This is a genomic window from Cohnella ginsengisoli (assembly GCF_029525555.1).
In the GTDB taxonomy this organism is placed as follows: Bacteria; Bacillota; Bacilli; order Paenibacillales; family Paenibacillaceae; genus Cohnella; species Cohnella ginsengisoli.
Genome location: NZ_JAPDHZ010000002.1, coordinates 1,253,206 through 1,270,667, shown reverse-complemented (window position 1 = coordinate 1,270,667; position 17,462 = coordinate 1,253,206). Strand labels below are relative to the sequence as shown.

The 17,462-nt window shown below is 59.3% G+C and carries 13 protein-coding genes and 2 pseudogenes; 9 read left to right on the top strand and 6 right to left on the bottom strand.

The genetic code is table 11. The features are described from left to right. Positions 1 to 67: 67 nt before the first annotated feature. Both OMP38_RS06210 and OMP38_RS06205 read left to right on the top strand, forming a co-directional pair. A complete protein-coding gene (locus tag OMP38_RS06210; protein ID WP_277564310.1) occupies positions 68 to 5,380 on the top strand; it encodes an S-layer homology domain-containing protein in 5,313 nt (1,770 codons plus the stop codon). 226 nt (positions 5,381 to 5,606) lie between these two features. Then, positions 5,607 to 5,910 (top strand): annotated as a pseudogene (locus OMP38_RS06205) (serine hydrolase); the annotation flags it as partial. Positions 5,911 to 6,093: 183 nt separating this feature from the next. On the opposite strand, the gene OMP38_RS06200 reads toward OMP38_RS06205, so the two are convergent. Beyond that, a complete protein-coding gene (locus OMP38_RS06200; RefSeq protein ID WP_277564309.1) occupies positions 6,094 to 6,900 on the bottom strand; it encodes a LacI family DNA-binding transcriptional regulator in 807 nt (268 codons plus the stop codon). After that, a complete protein-coding gene (locus OMP38_RS06195; RefSeq protein WP_277565188.1) occupies positions 6,845 to 7,108 on the bottom strand; it encodes a helix-turn-helix domain-containing protein in 264 nt (87 codons plus the stop codon). The genes OMP38_RS06200 and OMP38_RS06195 overlap by 56 nt, the downstream gene beginning before the upstream one ends. 136 nt (positions 7,109 to 7,244) lie before the next feature. Between OMP38_RS06195 and OMP38_RS06190 the strand changes: the two genes are divergently transcribed. The 5 genes from OMP38_RS06190 (at position 7,245) to OMP38_RS06170 (ending at position 11,120) form a co-directional block, all read left to right on the top strand. Then, the gene (locus OMP38_RS06190) at positions 7,245 to 7,955 is read left to right on the top strand and encodes an FAD-dependent oxidoreductase (RefSeq protein ID WP_277564308.1); all 711 of its coding nucleotides are present in this window, start codon (positions 7,245 to 7,247) and stop codon (positions 7,953 to 7,955) included. Further along, the gene (locus OMP38_RS06185) at positions 7,891 to 8,511 is read left to right on the top strand and encodes an FAD-dependent oxidoreductase (RefSeq protein ID WP_277564307.1); all 621 of its coding nucleotides are present in this window, start codon (positions 7,891 to 7,893) and stop codon (positions 8,509 to 8,511) included. Before OMP38_RS06190 ends, OMP38_RS06185 begins: the two co-directional genes overlap by 65 nt. Positions 8,512 to 8,561: 50 nt before the next feature. After that, the gene (locus OMP38_RS06180; protein WP_277564306.1) at positions 8,562 to 8,876 is read left to right on the top strand and encodes a Rossmann-fold NAD(P)-binding domain-containing protein; all 315 of its coding nucleotides are present in this window, start codon (positions 8,562 to 8,564) and stop codon (positions 8,874 to 8,876) included. A 253-nt stretch (positions 8,877 to 9,129) separates the two neighbouring features. Then, on the top strand, positions 9,130 to 9,972 hold the full coding sequence (locus tag OMP38_RS06175; protein WP_277564305.1) for an amidohydrolase family protein: 843 nt from the start codon (positions 9,130 to 9,132) through the stop codon (positions 9,970 to 9,972). A 62-nt stretch (positions 9,973 to 10,034) separates the two neighbouring features. After that, positions 10,035 to 11,120 (top strand): serine hydrolase domain-containing protein, encoded by a 1,086-nt coding sequence (locus OMP38_RS06170; RefSeq protein WP_277564304.1) that lies wholly within the window; start codon positions 10,035 to 10,037, stop codon positions 11,118 to 11,120. 80 nt (positions 11,121 to 11,200) lie between these two features. Here OMP38_RS06170 and OMP38_RS36610 read toward each other — a convergent pair whose 3' ends face one another. Beyond that, on the bottom strand, positions 11,201 to 12,457 hold the full coding sequence (locus tag OMP38_RS36610) for a polysaccharide lyase (protein WP_277564303.1): 1,257 nt from the start codon (positions 12,455 to 12,457) through the stop codon (positions 11,201 to 11,203). Between the two features lie 295 nt (positions 12,458 to 12,752). Between OMP38_RS36610 and OMP38_RS06160 the strand changes: the two genes are divergently transcribed. Next, a complete protein-coding gene (locus tag OMP38_RS06160; protein WP_277564302.1) occupies positions 12,753 to 13,319 on the top strand; it encodes a VanZ family protein in 567 nt (188 codons plus the stop codon). 80 nt (positions 13,320 to 13,399) lie between these two features. Here the strand turns inward: OMP38_RS06160 and OMP38_RS06155 are convergent, their stop codons facing one another. Continuing rightward, complete coding sequence (locus OMP38_RS06155) at positions 13,400 to 13,951, bottom strand: dihydrofolate reductase family protein (RefSeq protein WP_277564301.1); 552 nt, start codon at positions 13,949 to 13,951, stop codon at positions 13,400 to 13,402. Positions 13,952 to 14,088: 137 nt separating this feature from the next. Beyond that, positions 14,089 to 15,517: pseudogene (locus OMP38_RS06150) on the bottom strand (DHA2 family efflux MFS transporter permease subunit). Positions 15,518 to 15,806: 289 nt separating this feature from the next. Between OMP38_RS06150 and OMP38_RS36605 the strand changes: the two are divergent. Continuing rightward, positions 15,807 to 16,457, top strand: a complete 651-nt coding sequence (locus tag OMP38_RS36605; RefSeq protein WP_277564300.1) for a TetR/AcrR family transcriptional regulator — start codon at positions 15,807 to 15,809, stop codon at positions 16,455 to 16,457. Here OMP38_RS36605 and OMP38_RS06140 read toward each other — a convergent pair. Further along, positions 16,423 to 17,430 (bottom strand): bifunctional glycosyltransferase family 2/GtrA family protein, encoded by a 1,008-nt coding sequence (locus OMP38_RS06140; RefSeq protein WP_277564299.1) that lies wholly within the window; start codon positions 17,428 to 17,430, stop codon positions 16,423 to 16,425. The genes OMP38_RS36605 and OMP38_RS06140 overlap by 35 nt on opposite strands. Positions 17,431 to 17,462: the final 32 nt, after the last annotated feature.

Genomic DNA, 17,462 nt, shown 5'->3' with positions numbered 1-17,462 from the left:
TCGCAAGCCCCGTTGGTCGATTCGGCGGGGCTTTGCCTTACCCTCAGGCGCGAAAGGAAGGTTCTGCATGACTCTTCTCAAGTTGAAAAAGAAGCTGGCGTCCGCCATGGCCGCGCTCCTGCTCGTCTCCAGCGCGCTCGCTGCGCTGCCGCCGAACGCGGCGGAAGCCGCCGGCGGGGACGATTCGCCCTTGATCGTCCCCTACGCACAGCAGCTGAACGCCATGGATTCCACGACGAACGTAACGGGCGACACTGTCGGCACGGCAGGCGTCGCCTTGGTCCCGAATACCGATCCGGCCTATATCAAGGAAGGCGCGGGCTCCAAGAAATGGCTGCTCGCGATCAATGTCGACACGGCGAATCCGACCTCGTATATCGCGGGCGCGGCATTGATCTATCCGAAGCTGGCGCCGAGCGTCGATCTGAACGGCTACAGCACGCTCAAGTTCTGGGCGTACAACGTGAAGCCGCGGACCGGCGACCAGGCGGACAAACCGATCCAGCTCCGGTTTTTCATGAAGGGCGACAGCGAGTACTACTACTATCGGCTGCCGCTCGATTGGACCGGCTGGAAGGAAGTCGAGATTCCCCTGTCCGTCGTCAAGACGCAGACGAGCTCGGCCAATGTCAAAGCTTGGGGACCGCTCGACTACGTGCGGCTCGACCAGGCCGGCGTCGGCGGCACGACGCTCGATCCGAGCTTAAGCATGTACCTCGACGACTTTCGCTTGACGGGGACCGGCGAGGTGTATCCGGCCGTCGCGGACAAGCCGTCGGGCGAGTACGTCAACAAGGCGACGGTGGCCTTGTCCAGCGCGACGAAGCCCTCGGTGCTTGCGGGCGTGTACTACAAGCGTGTCGGCGTGGACGGCGATTTCGTGCGCTATAGCGCCCCGCTCGTGCTGACCGAGGATACGACGCTCGTCGTTAAGTCGTCCCTGGCGGGAACGGACAGCGCGGAGACGACTTATAACTATACTTTCGTCTACCGCGACTTCGTCGAGAACGTGACGGCCAGCCCGCCTGCCGGCACGTACGCCGAACCGAAAACGGTTGCATTGCGCTCGGCGACGGAAGGCGCTGCGATCTACTACAAAATCGAGGGCGTGGATGCGGCCTTCAAGCCTTATACGGCGCCGCTGCTTGTCGATCGCTCGCAGACGATTACCGCCAAGGCCGAGTTCGAAGGCAAGGTCAGCGAGGAGACGAGCTACGCCTACAATATTGATTTATCGAGCAGCTCGAGCCTGCAGATCGGCAACACGGAGACGTTCGCCGGCTGGTCGAATACGGTTCCGGCGGCGGTGCCTGCCGTCATGGGCGGCTTCTCCGGCCGCTGGCTTGATCCGACCGCGCCGATCGACGTCACGGACGTGACGAATGCGCCGTGGCAGGCGAACGACCAGCTTGAGTTCTGGCTTTATTCGGACCGCGTATCCAACAAAAAAATATACGTCATCATCAGCACGCCGGACGACGCGAATCCGGGCAACGAATATTTCATGAGCTCCTTTTTCGTCGACTGGCAGGGCTGGAAGAAGATCGAGCTGCCGTTGGGCAAGTTCCTGAACTCCAACGGCGGCGCGAAACTCGCGAACATCCGCAAGGTCATTCTCCATCCGCGCTGGTACGATTCGGACCCGGTATCGAGCCCGGACGACAAGCTGTACTTCGACGCGATGGCGCTCGCGAAAAACGCGGTCGAGCCGTCGATTCGGCAGATCGACAAGAGCGCGCTGCCGGGCAGCGAGGTTCACTACGCCTTCTCGCTCAAAAACATCGGGGGCGCCGATACGGCCTATGCGCTGTCGTTGAAGACGCCGATGGGCACCGGCTACGAGACCGTCTTTCCGGCGACGACCGCCGTCGTGGCGAACGGCGCCGAAACGGACGTCGACGTGCTGGCGACCGTGCCGGCATCGGCGCAAGCGGGCAGCGCGACGAAGGCGATCCTGAACGTCCATCCGCTCGCGGGCGGCAAGGAGACGACGATCGAATTGAACCTGAAGGTCGGCGTGCCGAGAACCGCCACGAAGCAGCACCCCTATGTCATGGTCTCGCAGGATCAATTGGCCGAGGCCAAGACGAAGGTCCAGACCTACGGCTGGGCGCGCGACTACCTGGCCGCGATCCGGCTCAAAGCGGACGAATGGTTGAATAAAACCGTCTATTACCCGTCGAAGCCCGGCGGCGAGAGCACGCTGTACGTGTGCGGCGACACGCCTCTTATCTTCGACTACGATAAGCCGCACGAGCATCAATGCCCGACCGACGGCAGCTGGCATACGGGCGAAGACCTGGATGCGGCATGGCGGTTCACCGCCCATACGGTCAACATCGAGGCCGCGCGCAATCTCGCGCTCGTCTACGCGCTGACCGGCGAGTCGAAGTACGCGGCCAAGGCCAAGGAGATTCTGACTCACTATGCGGCGCTGTATCCGAGCTACCCGCTGCAGCCGCTGAACGGCAGAATTTATTATCAATCGCTTGACGAGGCGGTTCAGATCATCGAGCTGGCGCATGCCTACGATCTGATCGAGCCGAGCGGCCTGCTGACCGCCTCGGAGAAGTACGACATCGAGCAGAACCTGTTCGCGCCGTCGGCGAAGACGCTGCAGGGCTACGACGTCGGCAAGTCGAACTGGCAGACGTGGCACAACGCGGCGATCGGCACGATCGGGGCGATTCTGGAGGACAAGACGCTGATGGACTTCTCGGTCGACGGCCGCAGCGGCTTCAACTTCCAGATGGCGAACAGCGTGCTGTCCGACGGATTCTGGTACGAAGGCGCGATCGGGTACCATTTCTACGCGCAGTCCGCGCTGTTCGACCACGCGCAGGCGCTGCTCGGCATGGGCTACGACCTTTTCGCCAACCCGAACTTCAAGAAAATGTACGACGCGACGCTGCAGTACGCGTTCCCGGACCTCGGCATCATCAACGGCAATGACTCGGGCAAGTATCCGACGAGCCTGGCTGCGCCGGGACGCGTCGTGCCGATGGACTACGAGGCCGTCTATGCGCACTACGGCGATCCGGTCTACGGCGCGCTGCTGAACAAGCTGTATACGGATAAAGGCCGCGTGCGGGGCGGGTTCGTCGTGCCGGGCAACACGTCCTCGGGCATTGCGGGCGAGCAGGCGGTGTTCTTCGGAGCCGAGACGATCCCGAGCGGAGGCTCGCTGTCCGCGGAGAGCATGAACTTCACCGGACTCGGCCACTCGGTGCTGCGCGCCGGGGAGGGCGCCGATCAGCTCTACGCGCTCGTCGATTACGGCTTGCACGGCGGCTACCACGGGCACCCGGACAAGCTGCACCTCGAGATTTTCGGCCAAGGCGAGCGTCTCGCGCCTGATCTCGGCATTCCGCCTTACAGCAATTCGATGTACGAGTCCTACTATAAAAAGTCGTTCGCGCACAATACGGTGCTGGTCGACGGGGATACGCAGCAGATTCCGACCGTAAACGGCGCGGAGACATACGAGCCGACGAAGCTGTTTCTGCAGTCGGGGCCGCTCGGCATCATGACCAATACTTCAAGCAAAGCCTATGCAGGCATGGACCGTTACGAGCGCACCGTCGCGGTGACGAAGGACTACTTGATCGATCTGTTCAGCGTCGCCTCCGGCACGGAGCGCCAGTACGATTGGGTGCTGCACGGCATGGGCGACTTCCAGGCGGACCAGGCGATGACGCCGTATGCAGGTCCGCTCGGCACGAAGGATGCGTATTCTTTTTTCAGAAACGGAAAATCGCAGAGCGTATCCGGCGAGTGGGAGGGTGCCTGGAAGCTGCCGTCCGGCAACGGGCTGAAGCTGTTCAGCCTAACGGGCACGCCGTCCTCGCCGACGCAGATGATCGTTGGCGAAGCGCCGGGGCCGGGCAACGCGACCGACGTCTACACGCCGACGCTGGTGAACCGCGTCCAGGCGAAGAGCGCGCAGTTCGTCAGCGTGCTGGAGCCGTATGCCGGAGAGAGCGCCATCGCGTCCGTCGGCAAGACGGAGGACGGACGGATCGTGGTGAAGATGAAGAACGGACGCGAGCAAGTCTTCTATTATAACGCGGAAGCGGAGACGGCCGGCGCGATGCAATATTACTTCGTCGACGGCAAGGAAGGGAAGGCGGCAAGGGTGCAGCCGGTAGCGAGCTTCGCGGACGGCGAACTGGATCTGTCCGCGAACGGAGACGGCGCGTTCGACAGCCTGACGGCAGTCGTGTACGCGCCCGGCGCGGCCAAGGTCCGCTGGAACGGCGAGGAGATCGCCTTCAAGTCGGACAACGGCTTCGTCATGGCGAGCGTTCAGTCGGAAGACGAACCTGAGCCTTCCACTTCGCCGACGCCGACGCCAACGCCGAGCTTTGTGCCGGCGCCGACACCGTCGCCGGCCAAGCAGGCGGAGCGGCAGGTGCAGGCCGGCGAATCCGCATCGCTGTCGCTTGGCCAAGAAGTCGTCGTATCGGTACCGGCCGGCGCGTTAGACAGGCAGGCGACGTACAAGATCGTCAAGCTGGACGATGCGTCCGTCATTGCGGAGCTCCTGAAGAAGGGCGATCAAGCGGCCAGCCCGATCTACGAGATCACGAAGAGCGAATCGGGCAAATTCTTAGTCCCGATTAAGATTCGCTTAACGTTCGATCCGGCCAAAGTCGGCGAAGGACAGAAGGCTTCGATCCATTATTACGACGAATCGAACAAGCACTGGGTCGAGATGGGCGGCACGGTCGACGGCAGCTCCGTCGAGGTCGCGTCGGACCACCTCACCAAGTTCGCCGTATTCGCCGTGAGCGCATCGCCTTCTGCGGCATTCGCCGATACGCAAGGTCACTGGGCGAGCGCCGACATTCAGGACGCCGTCAAGGCCGGTATCGTCAAAGGCTACGAAGACGGCACGTTTAAGCCGAATCAAAGCGTTACCCGCGCGGAGTTCAGCGTCATGCTGATGAACGCGCTGCAGCCCGAAGGGCAGGCGGGCGCCGAGCCGAACTTCGCCGACCGCGACCAGCTCGGCGATTGGGCCGCTGAGGCCGTCGCGAAGGCGGTCAAAGCCGGCATCCTGCACGGCTTCGAGGATCGCACGCTCCGCCCGAATGCCGGACTGAGCCGCGCCCAGCTCGCCGTCATGCTCGCCGCGGTTCTGGACGGCGAGCCCGCCACGGATCCCGCCGCCTCCTTATCCGCCGCCGCACCCGGCTTCGCGGACGAGGCGCGAATCCCGGCCTGGGCATCCAGCGCCGTGCGAATGGTTCAGACGGCGGGCCTCATGAAAGGCCGCGCCGGCGGCCGCTTCGAACCGGAGGGAACCGTGACCCGCGCCGAAGCGGCGACGGTCGTCGTACGTATAATCGAGCTCATGAAGGCCAAGGCGCTTCCATAAGCTCGCCGTAAAATAATGCCGCTGGCGCCCATATCGGGCTGCCGGCGGCATTTGATATGCGAATATATAAAAGGCGGAGATCGAGATGGTAAAAAGTAAATGGATAAAAGGCGTTGTGCGATGTTCGTGTTTACTACTAGCCTCCTGCGACGAAAACACAGCACCGGCGGAAATGGCACATTCCGAAGCGGCCGAGCCAAGCAATGTTCCGGTATCCTTGCCAACTATGACAATCGCTCCGCATGAGGCCTTAATCAACTACAATTTGACCCGAAAAGAAGCAGAAGAGAAAGCAGATGTCGTTACCAGAACCTACGGCACGAACAGCGTGCAGTATGCGCTCATTACTACGGTTGCCGTCATGCAACTGGTAGACCAAGGAAAAGTTGATCTTGACACGCCGGTCGTCCATTATATTCGCGATTTTGATGAAGGATAATCGCTACAAGAAGATTACGCCGCGAATGCTTTTGAATCATTCCTCCGGGCTGAACGGATCTTCGATGACGAACTCCAATTTGTTCGAAGACTTGTTGTGTTGCCCGAAGAGAACATGGCGGCAGCCGTCCTTACTTCGGGCGGGAGCAGTACGAACAACGCGCTTCTAGCAAACGATATCCTGCTTAAGGCACTCTAAGAAAAAGGGACCATCGCCGAAATTAAACCTGCGAAGTCCTACGGACCTCCGGCCGCGAGGCGTAATGCCTTTCGTTTCAAGTGATGCCGCCCGCCGCTGCCACGGAAGCTCCCTTCAGGAAAGAACCCGCGAGCCGCACATGCTCGAACGGAAGCTGAGGATTCGCAATACGGCGCAGCATCAGCTCCGCCGCTCGCTCCGCTGCCTCCTTTAGGAGCAGCACTGGCCGCGCAATGTCGGGATAGAGCGGATGGACTTCACTGTCCATCCCGATCACCGACACGTCGCCCGGAACGGACAGTCCCGCCGCCTGAAGCGACGCCATCGCCCAGGTCACGTCCTCGTTAACCGCGCAGACGATCGCCGTAAAATCCGCCTCTCTTAGCCTCGCGCCAAGCATCCCCGGACTTTCCGTACGATTCGCCGCGATATCCGTAAATTGCTCGTTCGGCTGCAGCGGCAATCCGAGCCGACTGCACGCGGCCTGAAACGACTGCCAGCGCAAGCGGAAGCCTCGCTGCGCCATGATATCGCCGATGAACAGGATGCGGCGATGCGCGTGCGAGGCAAGCAGGTTTACCGCCAGATGGACGGCATGCTGCACATCCCAAATGACACTATCGACCTCCACGGCATCCGGCGGGTAATTGATCATCACCTTAGGCAAAGGAAGATGGAGCAGCGCCGCCTCGATCCAATACGGCAGCGCCGGGGACAGAAACAGCCCGTCCATATAAAGCACCCCGCTCCGCTCAAGCCACTCCTGCAGATCTTGTTCGCCGACCAATCGTGCGGGGATCACGAGCGAGACAAGATGATGCCCGAGCTCATGCAGCCGCCGGTCGAGCCCCTCCACCTGCAGGCTGTAAAAAAGGCCCTTCACCCGCCATCACCATGGCGAAACGGCGGGGCTTGCCCGCGCCGACCCACGGGATCTGCTCGGCGGACAGACCGGCGGCTTGCGCCTTTGTCCGATAGCCGAGCTCGCGGGCGGCTTGCCAAATATCCCGGCGAGTCGACTCTGACATGCCGGGCAGTCCCCGCAGCGCCTTGGACACCGTATGCACGGTCAAACCGAGACGCGCTGCGATCGTTTGCAGGCTGATTTCTTTTTTTGCGAGGCATGCCGCTCTCCTCCACGCGCCTTTTCCATTAATGTAACAAAAGTGAAACTATAATGATACCCTCGCCCTCTCCTATAATGAAACCAAATCGAGGATTGAAAGGATGGAGATGGCGGTGAGTATGCATTCATCCGTTCCGCTGCAACGTGCTGTAGAAATATACGACGAAGCCGATATTGTCGTAGTGGGAGGAGGGCCTGCGGGCACGGCAGCGGCTATTAGCGGAGCTCGCTGCGGCAAAAAGGTCGTACTCCTCGAGCACTCGGGACAGCTCGGCGGCATGGGGACTTTGGGGAATGTAAGCGTTTTTATGGGCGTCGGGAATGTGACGGGGATATACCGGGAAATGGTGTCGGAGGTGTTGCCGGATTACCTGCCGCAATCGCACGAGGGCTCCATCTGGCCGCAATATTCGCCGTTCGAGCTGCGGCATTATCTCAACACAAAGCTTGAGCGGGAAGGCGTCAAGGTTTACTACCATACCAGCTTCGTCGCTGCCGCGATGGAAGGCGATTCGGTAACCGGGGTAATCGCGAATACGCGCCAGGGGCTGAAGGCGTTCCTCGGACGGACCGTGCTCGATTGCACCGGCGACGCCCGCGTAGCTCAGGACGCCGGCGTGCCCATTCGCACAGGACGGAGCGAAGACGGGCTGACTCAGCCCATGACGCTCATGTTCATGATGCAAAACACCGGTAAGCCGGTGAAACCCTATCTGCCCGAAGACTGCTATTACTACGAGACGGTCGATGAACTCCCCCCAAGGCCGCCATTTGTATTGGGAGCGCAACGGCAATGGAACGCTCCTCGTTAATATGACCCGGGTCAAAGGCAACGGCGCCATGATCGAGGATATTAATTTCGCTGAAAAAGAATCCCTTCGCCAAGTATTCTCCGTGGCCAACTACTTGCAGCGCAACGGCTTCGAGAACTATGTGCTGTCGCATGTGCCCGGTCAGGTCGGCGTCCGTGAGACGAACCAAATCGAAGGACTTTATACGTTGACGGAGAACGATGTGACGGTCGGCCGGCGCTTCGAGGACGTCGTGGCGCAGACGAACTACGAGATCGACATACACAGCCCTGACGGCCGTAAAGGAACAGACGAACGCCACGTAAGCGGCTACGATATCCCGTACCGCTGCATGGTACCCGTTAGTGTGAAGGGCTTGCTGGTCGCAGGGCGCTCGATATCGGCCACCCACGTCGCGATGTCATCGATGCGCATTCAGGCGACGTGCTACGCGCTCGGTCAGGCCGCCGGTATCGCGGCCGCATGTGCCATCGATGACGGCGTCGAACTCGCCCAGGTGCAAATCCCTAGACTGCATGAACGAATGCAGGAGCAGGGCGTTAAGTTTCTAAAGTAGGGCGAAAGAGAAGACCGCCAAGGAGCAGGCGCAGTTCCCGGCGGTCTTTTTTGCTATGGGTGATGCCATACCTTGAAACCTTGCATTCGTTTTATGGAGATGCGCTTAAAGTTGGCGGCGTGCGAGTACCGGAGGGTTTCGGTAAAGTAGCCGCTGCATCTCTGGATGATTTGGCGGCAGCCAACGTGGCTGTTCTCACCCAAAACGGGCACGAAAATCATACCTACAATCTAAGTGGCAGCGAGGGAAGCTCTTTTGCAGACATCGCTGAAGCCCTTTCGGAGATTAGCGAGAAAAATATTACATATGAGACCCTTAGCGAAAATGATTATCTTGAAGCCATGGGCTTGGCCGAAAACCAATGACATATAAGGAATTCTTTAAAAAACAAATAGCCATTTCAACGTGACCAATCATATTTACGATCATCGTGCACGCCTTCGATCTTTTGTGTCGCCGTCTCCCTTATCGGGCTGCCGGCGGCATATTTCTTGTCCGTCTCTCACTCTCTCGCTAACTGAATATGCCGATAAGTGGATACGGACACTAACGTCGAATTTCTCATATGGCCGTGCATACGAATTATAGATTATACTCTCCCATAGAGGAGAGGACGCCATGAGAGTCGACGCTCATCAGCACTATTGGTCGATCGAGAGGACGGACTACGGGTGGCTGACACCGGATAAAGGCGTTTTGTATCGAAATTATGGCCCTGAAGCCCTTAAGCCATTATTGGCACGATACGAATTCGATGCGACGATCGCCGTTCAAGCCGCCCCTTCGGTTGAGGAAACCTTTTATTTGCTTCGCTTGGGTGAGGTGGAGCCTTCGCTGGCGGGTGTGGTAGGGTGGCTCGACCTGTCGAATCCGCTAATGGAACGGGACTTGATCAAAATGCAAGAATACCCGTTGTTCGTCGGCATTCGCCCGATGATCCAGGACCTTCCCGACGGCTGGATCTTGCAAGATGCGGTCGTGGAAAATATCCGGATGATTTCGGAGGCCGATTTTCCGATCGACCTCCAGGCGCGTCCGCGTCATCTCCCCGACCTGATCCGTTTGGCCGATCGCGTGCCGAAGCTTCGTGCGGTCATCGATCATTTGGCCAAGCCGGAAATCGATGGTGGCGCTTGGCTGCCCTGGAGCGAATGCATCGCCGAATTAGCCGGTCACGAAGGAATCTTTGCCAAAATATCCGGCTTTTCCGCAGAGCCCGGACGCGAGTGGGAGTTGGAGGAGGCCCGGCCTTATGTCCGCCACGCGCTGGAAGCGTTTGGTCCGGACCGGGTCATGTTCGGCAGCGACTGGCCGGTTTGCCTGGAGTCGTCTACCTATGATGCGGTTTTGCAAGCGACGGTCGATTTCGTTCCGGACAGTTGGACCGCAGTCAATCGCGACGCGTTATTCGGCGAGAACGCCGAGAAGTTTTATAAGCTAGCCTTGGTTCCCGGCAAGTGACGTGACGAACGTGGAGCAGCAAGCGCATACGGCAATGATTCCGGTCCTGAGGAGTGGGGAAAATGCAAGACATACAACGTGCGATGCAAGACCTATTGGAACAAAAGGTCGAGGAGGGAAGCGAGCGGGGGCTTCAGCTTGCCGTTTATTATCGGGGCGAGCTCATCGTCGATGCTTATGCCGGCCTAGCCGACCATGCAAGCGGAAGGGCGGTTGACGGAAATACGCTTTTTCCGGTTTTTTCAACAACGAAGGGCGTCGCGGCGACCATCATTCACCTGCTAGCCGAGCGGGGACAGTTGAATTACGATATGAAAATCGCCGATATTTGGCCTGCATTCGGCGTAAACGGCAAAGCGGATGCAACCGTCGGACATGCGCTTTACCATACGACGGGAATTCCGCATATGCCGGCAGGGATCGGCGTGGCGGATGTGAGCGATTGGGACAAAATGTGCGAGGAGATCGCAAGGCTGACTCCCCAATGGCCCCCGGGCGAGCATATGGAATACCATGCGATTACGTATGGTTGGATACTAGGCGAGATTGCGCGCCGGGTCGACGGGCGTCCGTTTTCGCAGATCCTCAAGGAAGACATTTGCGATCCTCTAGGCATAACGGACATGTACGTGGGCTTGCCGGAGGGAATGGACCATCGGGTTGCCGTTCTCGAAGAACCCGATGTTGTTCCTCCAACCGCTGCTGCCGACGACCTGCAGGCCATCCCTGCCTGGATTTGCCCTCTTCATGAATGGATGAATACGCCGGCGGCCAGACGGGCTTGCGTCCCGGCCAGCAACGGCATCATGTCGGCCCGCGCGGTAGCCCGGCATTATGCCGCGCTGCTTCCCGGCGGGATTGACGGCGTTCAGCTGCTGCCGGATTCGCGTATGAAGGTCGCGACGGCGTCGCTAAGACTGAAGGACCCTGTTCCGTTGCCCAGAGGAATGGGATATGCGCTCGGGCAAGAGGGCGATATCATGGGCGGCAGCCTTCGGATATTTGGGCATGGCGGATATGGCGGCTCGATCGCGTTCGCCGATCCGGAGCTGGGGCTTGCCGTCGGTTTTACGAAAAATTTGTACTCCAAAAACGATGCCGGCTCGTCGATTATTCAGGAATTGAAACAAAGATTAGCAAGATTCTGAAGACGTGCAACAATCGCTTCGCCTCCAAAGACGATACGCGCAAAAGAGGAGACGGGAGACCCGCCTCCTCTTGCTCGACTTCAGACGATCAATACAGCTGCGTGATCTTCCACCAGTTGAGATCGAAGCCGCCCGTGACCGCATAGAGGCCGAACTGGTAGGTGCCGGCCGTTATCTGGACGACGTGCGAGACGGTCCGGTAGCTTGCGAAGCTGCCGGTGTTCGGCACGTCGATCTCGCCCAGCACGGTCGCGCCCGAATTGATATCGAGCGAGATCTTGCCGTTGTTGTTCGGCGTCGCGACGCGATACTCCACGAGATAGGTGCCGGTCCTCGGAATTTGCACGTTGCCGAACGCGATCCAGTCCTGGCTGTCGATGCCGCCGACGTCCTGTCCGCCGCCGGTATCCGGCGTCGTCTCCTTCATGACGCCGCTCATCGACGTATAGTCTTCCGCCTGGAACGTGCGCGTGAAGCAGCCCCCCCGTGCTGAGCTCGCAGATGTCCGCCCGGTTCGTGGATACCTTCAGGTCGTCGTACCAGACGTAAGAGTCGTTCGTTGGCGCGAACGATGCGGTCGCGCCGCCGAAGAAGGAGGAGAAATACGCCGTGTCCACCTGATCCGCGTTCCGCACGAATCGCAGACCCGTGATGTTGGCCGCCGATACGCCGTTGTACCAGATCTGGATCTCGCCGTCCGGATTGGCGTTACCGTTGGTCACCGTGTTCACCTTCAGGCGTTGGACGATGTTCACCCAGGTGCCCTTCGGATAATAAATAAGGTTATTGTTGCTGTCCCTCAGCGATCTGTAACTGCCGTATTGCCCGCCGTCGTCCATATGATAATAATAAATGGCGGCTTCCCCGCCGCTGCGCCAGATCATGCGCGAGGTGAAGCCGTTGTAGCCCGTACAGGGAATGCCGCCCGAGCAGTAGTCGCCGCCCGCCAAGCCGATCCCCAGCTTGCCGGCGAACTCGGTCGTGCCCCAGCTGTAATCGCTGCTGAAGCGGACCCAGTAGGACAAATAGTACTCTTTGGCGGGCGTCAACGCGAACGGCGCCTGCGCCCCTGAAAATTCCGGATCGATCTTGCCTTGCGGATAAAAGACGCGCAGCGACTGGCCGCCGGAGTGGTTGAAGTTGTAGCCGTCGATCCAGGTGCGCGTACTCATGCCTTTGTCCCAAGGCGCATTCCAGCCGTCGAGCCCCCATTGGCTCAGCGTATAGGCGCTGCCTCTGGCAGGCCGCTCGAACGTATTGATTTTGGGCGCCGCGAAGGCGGCGCCTGCATCCGTCAGCAGAAGCAAAAGCACGATCAGCGACACTAGTTTTTTCATCGTATCCCTCCTCGATTTGATAACGCTTCCAAAATTACCGTCACATTCGATACGATCGGGTTCGCCCGGGCTCCATTCTACACCCCCTTATTCGCGTTCGTCGCCGCCCGCACGGGCTCCAAGCATGTCGTCTCCGCGGCGCAAAAATAACTTATCATTCGGGTTAACCGGATGAAATCGGCAAGAATGCTGAATATTCTCAATTTTTAAGAAGTCAAGCTTTCGCGCGCATATAAATGATTTCGATTCTTTGCAATCGACCTGAAGCGGGGGCCGCTGCCGCCGTCGATCCACCATGCGCCCCCCCGATGCCGGCTCTTATTTCCAATGGATCCCGTTCCACTTCGTGACCGACATCGTCCGGGAGACCGGCGTCAAGCCAGGCCGTCCGTCGACGTATCCGCATCTGTTCGGGGACCGGGCGGTGCTCCAGGTCGCATTTAACGTGCTGCTGACGATCCCTTTCGGGCTGTTTCTCCGGTATTACTTCAGAACGCATTGGATTCGCTGCCTGCTGCTGTCCTTCGGGTTGTCCTTATCATTCGAGACGACGCAGGTGACGGGCATCTTCGGCATCTTCGACTATCCGTACCGCCTGTTCGACGTCGACGACCTGATCACGAATACGGCGGGGGGCATGCTCGGATATGTAGCGGCCGAGTGGTTCGCGAGCCGTCTGCCCCGGATCGATCGGCTGGACGCGGAGGTGGACCTCACCCCGCCGCTCATCCTGATCCCGTACGCCGTCGGACTGTTCGCGATGAACGTTTGGCTCGGCATGCATTTAATCCGCTTCGTCCTGGGCCGCCGGCGCGTGCCGTTCCACGACAGATGGAGCGGTACCCGGCAGGTCGTCCGTTAGAAGGACGGGATTCGGCTGCTAGCAAGACGAATAGCCTGCCGAATCAAGCCGGCAGGCCGGACAAACAAAAAGCCTAGCGGTTAACGAACGGGCACGTAGCGGAGCGCCACGACGCCGGATCCGAAACGCTGGGTGTCGGTCAGCTTCAAATTCAGCCGCTCGGTAATTCCCTCCAACAACCGGGGGCCGGCTCCGGCGACGATTGGCTGTACCAGGAAGTGATAATCATCCACCAAGCCTAGCTGCGCCAGGGTGGACCCGAGGCCGGGACCGCCGTTAACGAGCAGGTTCTTCCCTTCCGCAAGAAGCTTCGGCACTTCCTCGGAAACGGGCCCCTTCAATAAAAACGAGTTCTGCCACGACAAGTGATCCAGCGTCCGCGAAAAAACGTACTTGGGTATCCGATCGAGCTTGCGTGCGAAGTCGACCATGTACGGAGGTCCTTCGCCGCTGCTGGCAATGGCCGGCCAAGCGCTTTCCATCAGCTGGTAGATTTTGCGTCCGAAAAGACCGCCGTCAGTCTGATCCATCAGGTCCTCCGAATACTGGTGGAGCTCTTCGTCCGCAATCGCCTGTCTGTGGTCACAGCAGCCGTCCAACGTCACATTCATCTGCAAAATTAAGCGTCCCATATATAGCCTCCTAACTATCTGCCTTCATATGTGAATTTTAACATCCCAAAGCTGGCGCGGTTTCTCATGGATTGCTCATGTGCAGCGCCAAAGAAGCCTGCTCCGCATTTGCGGGAACCGGCTTCTTCGGCCATTTATTAAGCTTCTTGAACTTTGACTTCCGTCCGCGCCGACAGATCCTTGACCTCGTGCGGATGCTCCTTGCGCTTGATGAAGAAAGAGAGCAGCAGGCCGACCGCGCCGATCGCGATGATGACGAGGTACGCGTCGTTGATGCCTTGAATCATCGCTTCCATGGACATATGCGCTTGGTCGGTGCCGCCTGCGGCTGCCATTTCCATGTAGTGCGTCTTCGAACGGTCCGTCATGACGGTGACGAGCAGCGAGGTGCCGATGGCGCCGGCGACCTGCTTGATCGTGTTGGAGATGGCCGTGCCGTGCGCGTTCAGCTTCGGCGGCAGCTGGTTGAGACCGGCGGTCGTGATCGGCATCAGGAACATCGCCATGCCGAGCCGGCGTCCCGTCGACATGAGCACCAGATACGCGTAGCTGGTCGAGTCCGTCAGGTTAATGAAGCCGACGGTCGTGCCGATCGTGATGGCCATGCCGATGACGGACAGCCACTTCGCGCCGAACCGGTCGAACAGCTTGCCGGTGATCGGCATCATGAAGCCCATCAGCAGCGAGCCGGGCAGCATCAGCAGGCCGGACTCGAGCGCGGTGTAGCCCCGGGCGTTCTGCAGGTATAGCGGTAGGAGCATCATGTCGGCGTACATCATCATCGTGACGGCGATGTTGATGATCGTCGTGAGCGTGAACATATCGTACTTGAAGGCGCGAAGATCCAGCAGCGGGTTGCGGGAAGCGAGCTGCCGCCAGGTGAACAGCGCCAGCGCGACGACGCCCGCGATCAGATAGGCGATGACTTCGGCGCTGGACCACCCCAGCGTGCCCGCCCGGCTGAACCCGAACAGCACGGCGCCGAAGCCGATCGTCGACAGCAGGACGCTGAGCATATCGATCTTCGGGAATGTCCGCTCCGATACGTTGCGAAGATAGACAAAGGCCAGGACGATGACGAGCACGACGAACGGCAGCATGCCGTAGAACATCGTTTCCCATGCGAAGTTCTTCAGTACGTAGCCTGCGAGCGTAGGTCCGATCGCCGGCGCGAAGATGATCGCGAAGCCGACCATGCCCATCGCGGCGCCCCGCTTGTTCGGCGGGAACAGCGTCAGAATGACGTTCATCAGCAGCGGCATAATAATGCCGGCGCCTGCGGCTTGGATGAGCCGTCCGGTCAGCAGCACCGGGAAGCCCGTCGCGATGGCCGACGTCAGCGTGCCGACGAGGAAAATGATCATGGAAGCCTGGAACAGCTCGCGTGTCGTGAAGCGCTGCATCAAATAGGCCGTGATCGGAATCAACACGCCGTTGACCAGCATGTAGCCGGTCGTCAACCATTGAGCCGTCGTCGCCGAGATATCGAAGTCCTTCATCAGCTCCGGCGTGGCCACGCTCATGACCGTCTGATTCAGCGTGGCCAGAAATGCCCCCCAGAATCATGATGAACAGGATCGGCCCTTTTTTTTAGCGAGCCGCCCTCTCCAGCCAAGGATTTACTCAACTGCCCCATCCCTTTCAAGTCCGCGGTGGACTAAATTTACACAGTGTAATATACTTAACACGGCATAAATTAGATTTTAACCGGATTGGCGAGCTTTGCAATCGACAGTAATGAATGGATTGTCAATTAACTCGCATGGAAACGAAATCTCGTCGTTTAGATCCGTTATGATAGACAAAATGAAGAGAAACTGTCGTTAAGTCCGCGGATCTTGAAAGGAAGGTTGCCATGAGTCAAGCTACGCCGCGCACCGATCCCCGAATTGTCCGCACTCGGCGCATGCTTCGGGATGCGCTTGTCGAACTGCTGGAGGAGATGGACGTCGAGAAAATCTCGGTGAACCGCCTGGCCGAGCGCGCCACGATCAACCGGGTGACATTTTACCTGCATTACCGCGACATTCCGGACATGATGGAGAAAATGGCCGCCGAGATGATCGAGGACATTCGCGCGATCCTTCGGTCTCCGGCGTCGCGTCCGATGCCCGCTCGCAAAGAGGACTGGCCGTTAATGGTAAATCTGCTCGAGCATATCGCCCAGCACTTCCGCTTTTACAAGGTCATTCTCACGACGAGGCGAACGACGGTTTTTACGGAGCAGTTCCTGAAGCTGCTGACCGGTATGGTGATCGAACGGATCGACAGCCCGGAGGGGAGAGGCGAACCTCGCCGCGCTTGGTATCCAGCGGGATATCGTCGTCTGGTACGGTTCTTCCGCCTTGATCGGCACGATCATCTCCTGGCTGCGCAACGATATGCCCTACACGCCGCAATATTTGGCCAAGCAGTTCATGCTCATGAGGCGCCAGTACGAGAGGCCCTGAACGCGCTGCCCCGCGAACCGGTTAGTAGACATACCTCCGCTGCCACCAATAGCTGAACAGAAACAGCGAAGCTTCGGTCAACAGCTTGGCGGCGAGCAGCGGGATGCCGATCGTCTCGTGGAACGAGTACAGCAGCGCGTAATTGAAGAGCAAGATCGTGACCGCCAGCGCATAGTAGCGGGGGAGCGATCGCCTGGCGCTGGCGCGCTTGCCGCCGAACACGTACTTGCGGTTCATCGCATAATTGAAGGCGGAGCTGACGATGCGAGCGCCGATGACGGCGGCGAGCAGGTTCGACGTCATCCGCTGCAGCAGGAACAGCAGGACGAAGTCGAGCGCGGCCAACAGGACGGACGATGCGCCGAATTTGAGAAACGGAAAATAGATGCGTGCCGAGTCGGCGAGCGGGCGGAAATGCGAGGACTTGTTGTCGTCGAGGTAGACGGTGTCGATCGGCACCTCGACCGTCGCGTATCCCGCCGGCTTGGAGGCGAGCAGCATGTTCATCTCATACTCGAACCGTTCGCCGGGCACGCGGCAGAGCCAGTCCAGCATGTCGGTGGAAAAGCCGCGCAGTCCGGTCTGCGTGTCCTGAATCGGCGTGCCCGTCGCGCAGGCGTACACCATTCGCGTGGCCGAATTGCCGAAGCGGCTGCGCAGCGGCACTTTGCCGGTGAATCGGCGGCTGCCGAGCACGATATGGCGGCGGTGCGTCCGGACCGTGTTCGCGATCCGCAAAATATCGTAGGGCAGATGCTGGCCGTCGCTGTCCGCGCATACGACGCCGTCCGCATCGCCCGCACGTTTGATATACTGGAAGCCTGTTTTTAACGCGCATCCTTTTCCTTTATTTTCTTCGTGCGTCAGGACGGTGCATCCGGCTTTCCTGGCCGATTGAAAGATGCCGCTGTACTTGTCTCCGCTGCCGTCGTCCACGATCAGGATCGGCGTATCCGTGACTTCTCTCAGATCATGAATGAGCCCCAGCAGCCGCTCGTCCGGTTCGTAAGACGGGATGAGTATCGTCATATTCGTGCCTCCTCGGCGAGTTTGTCGTCAGC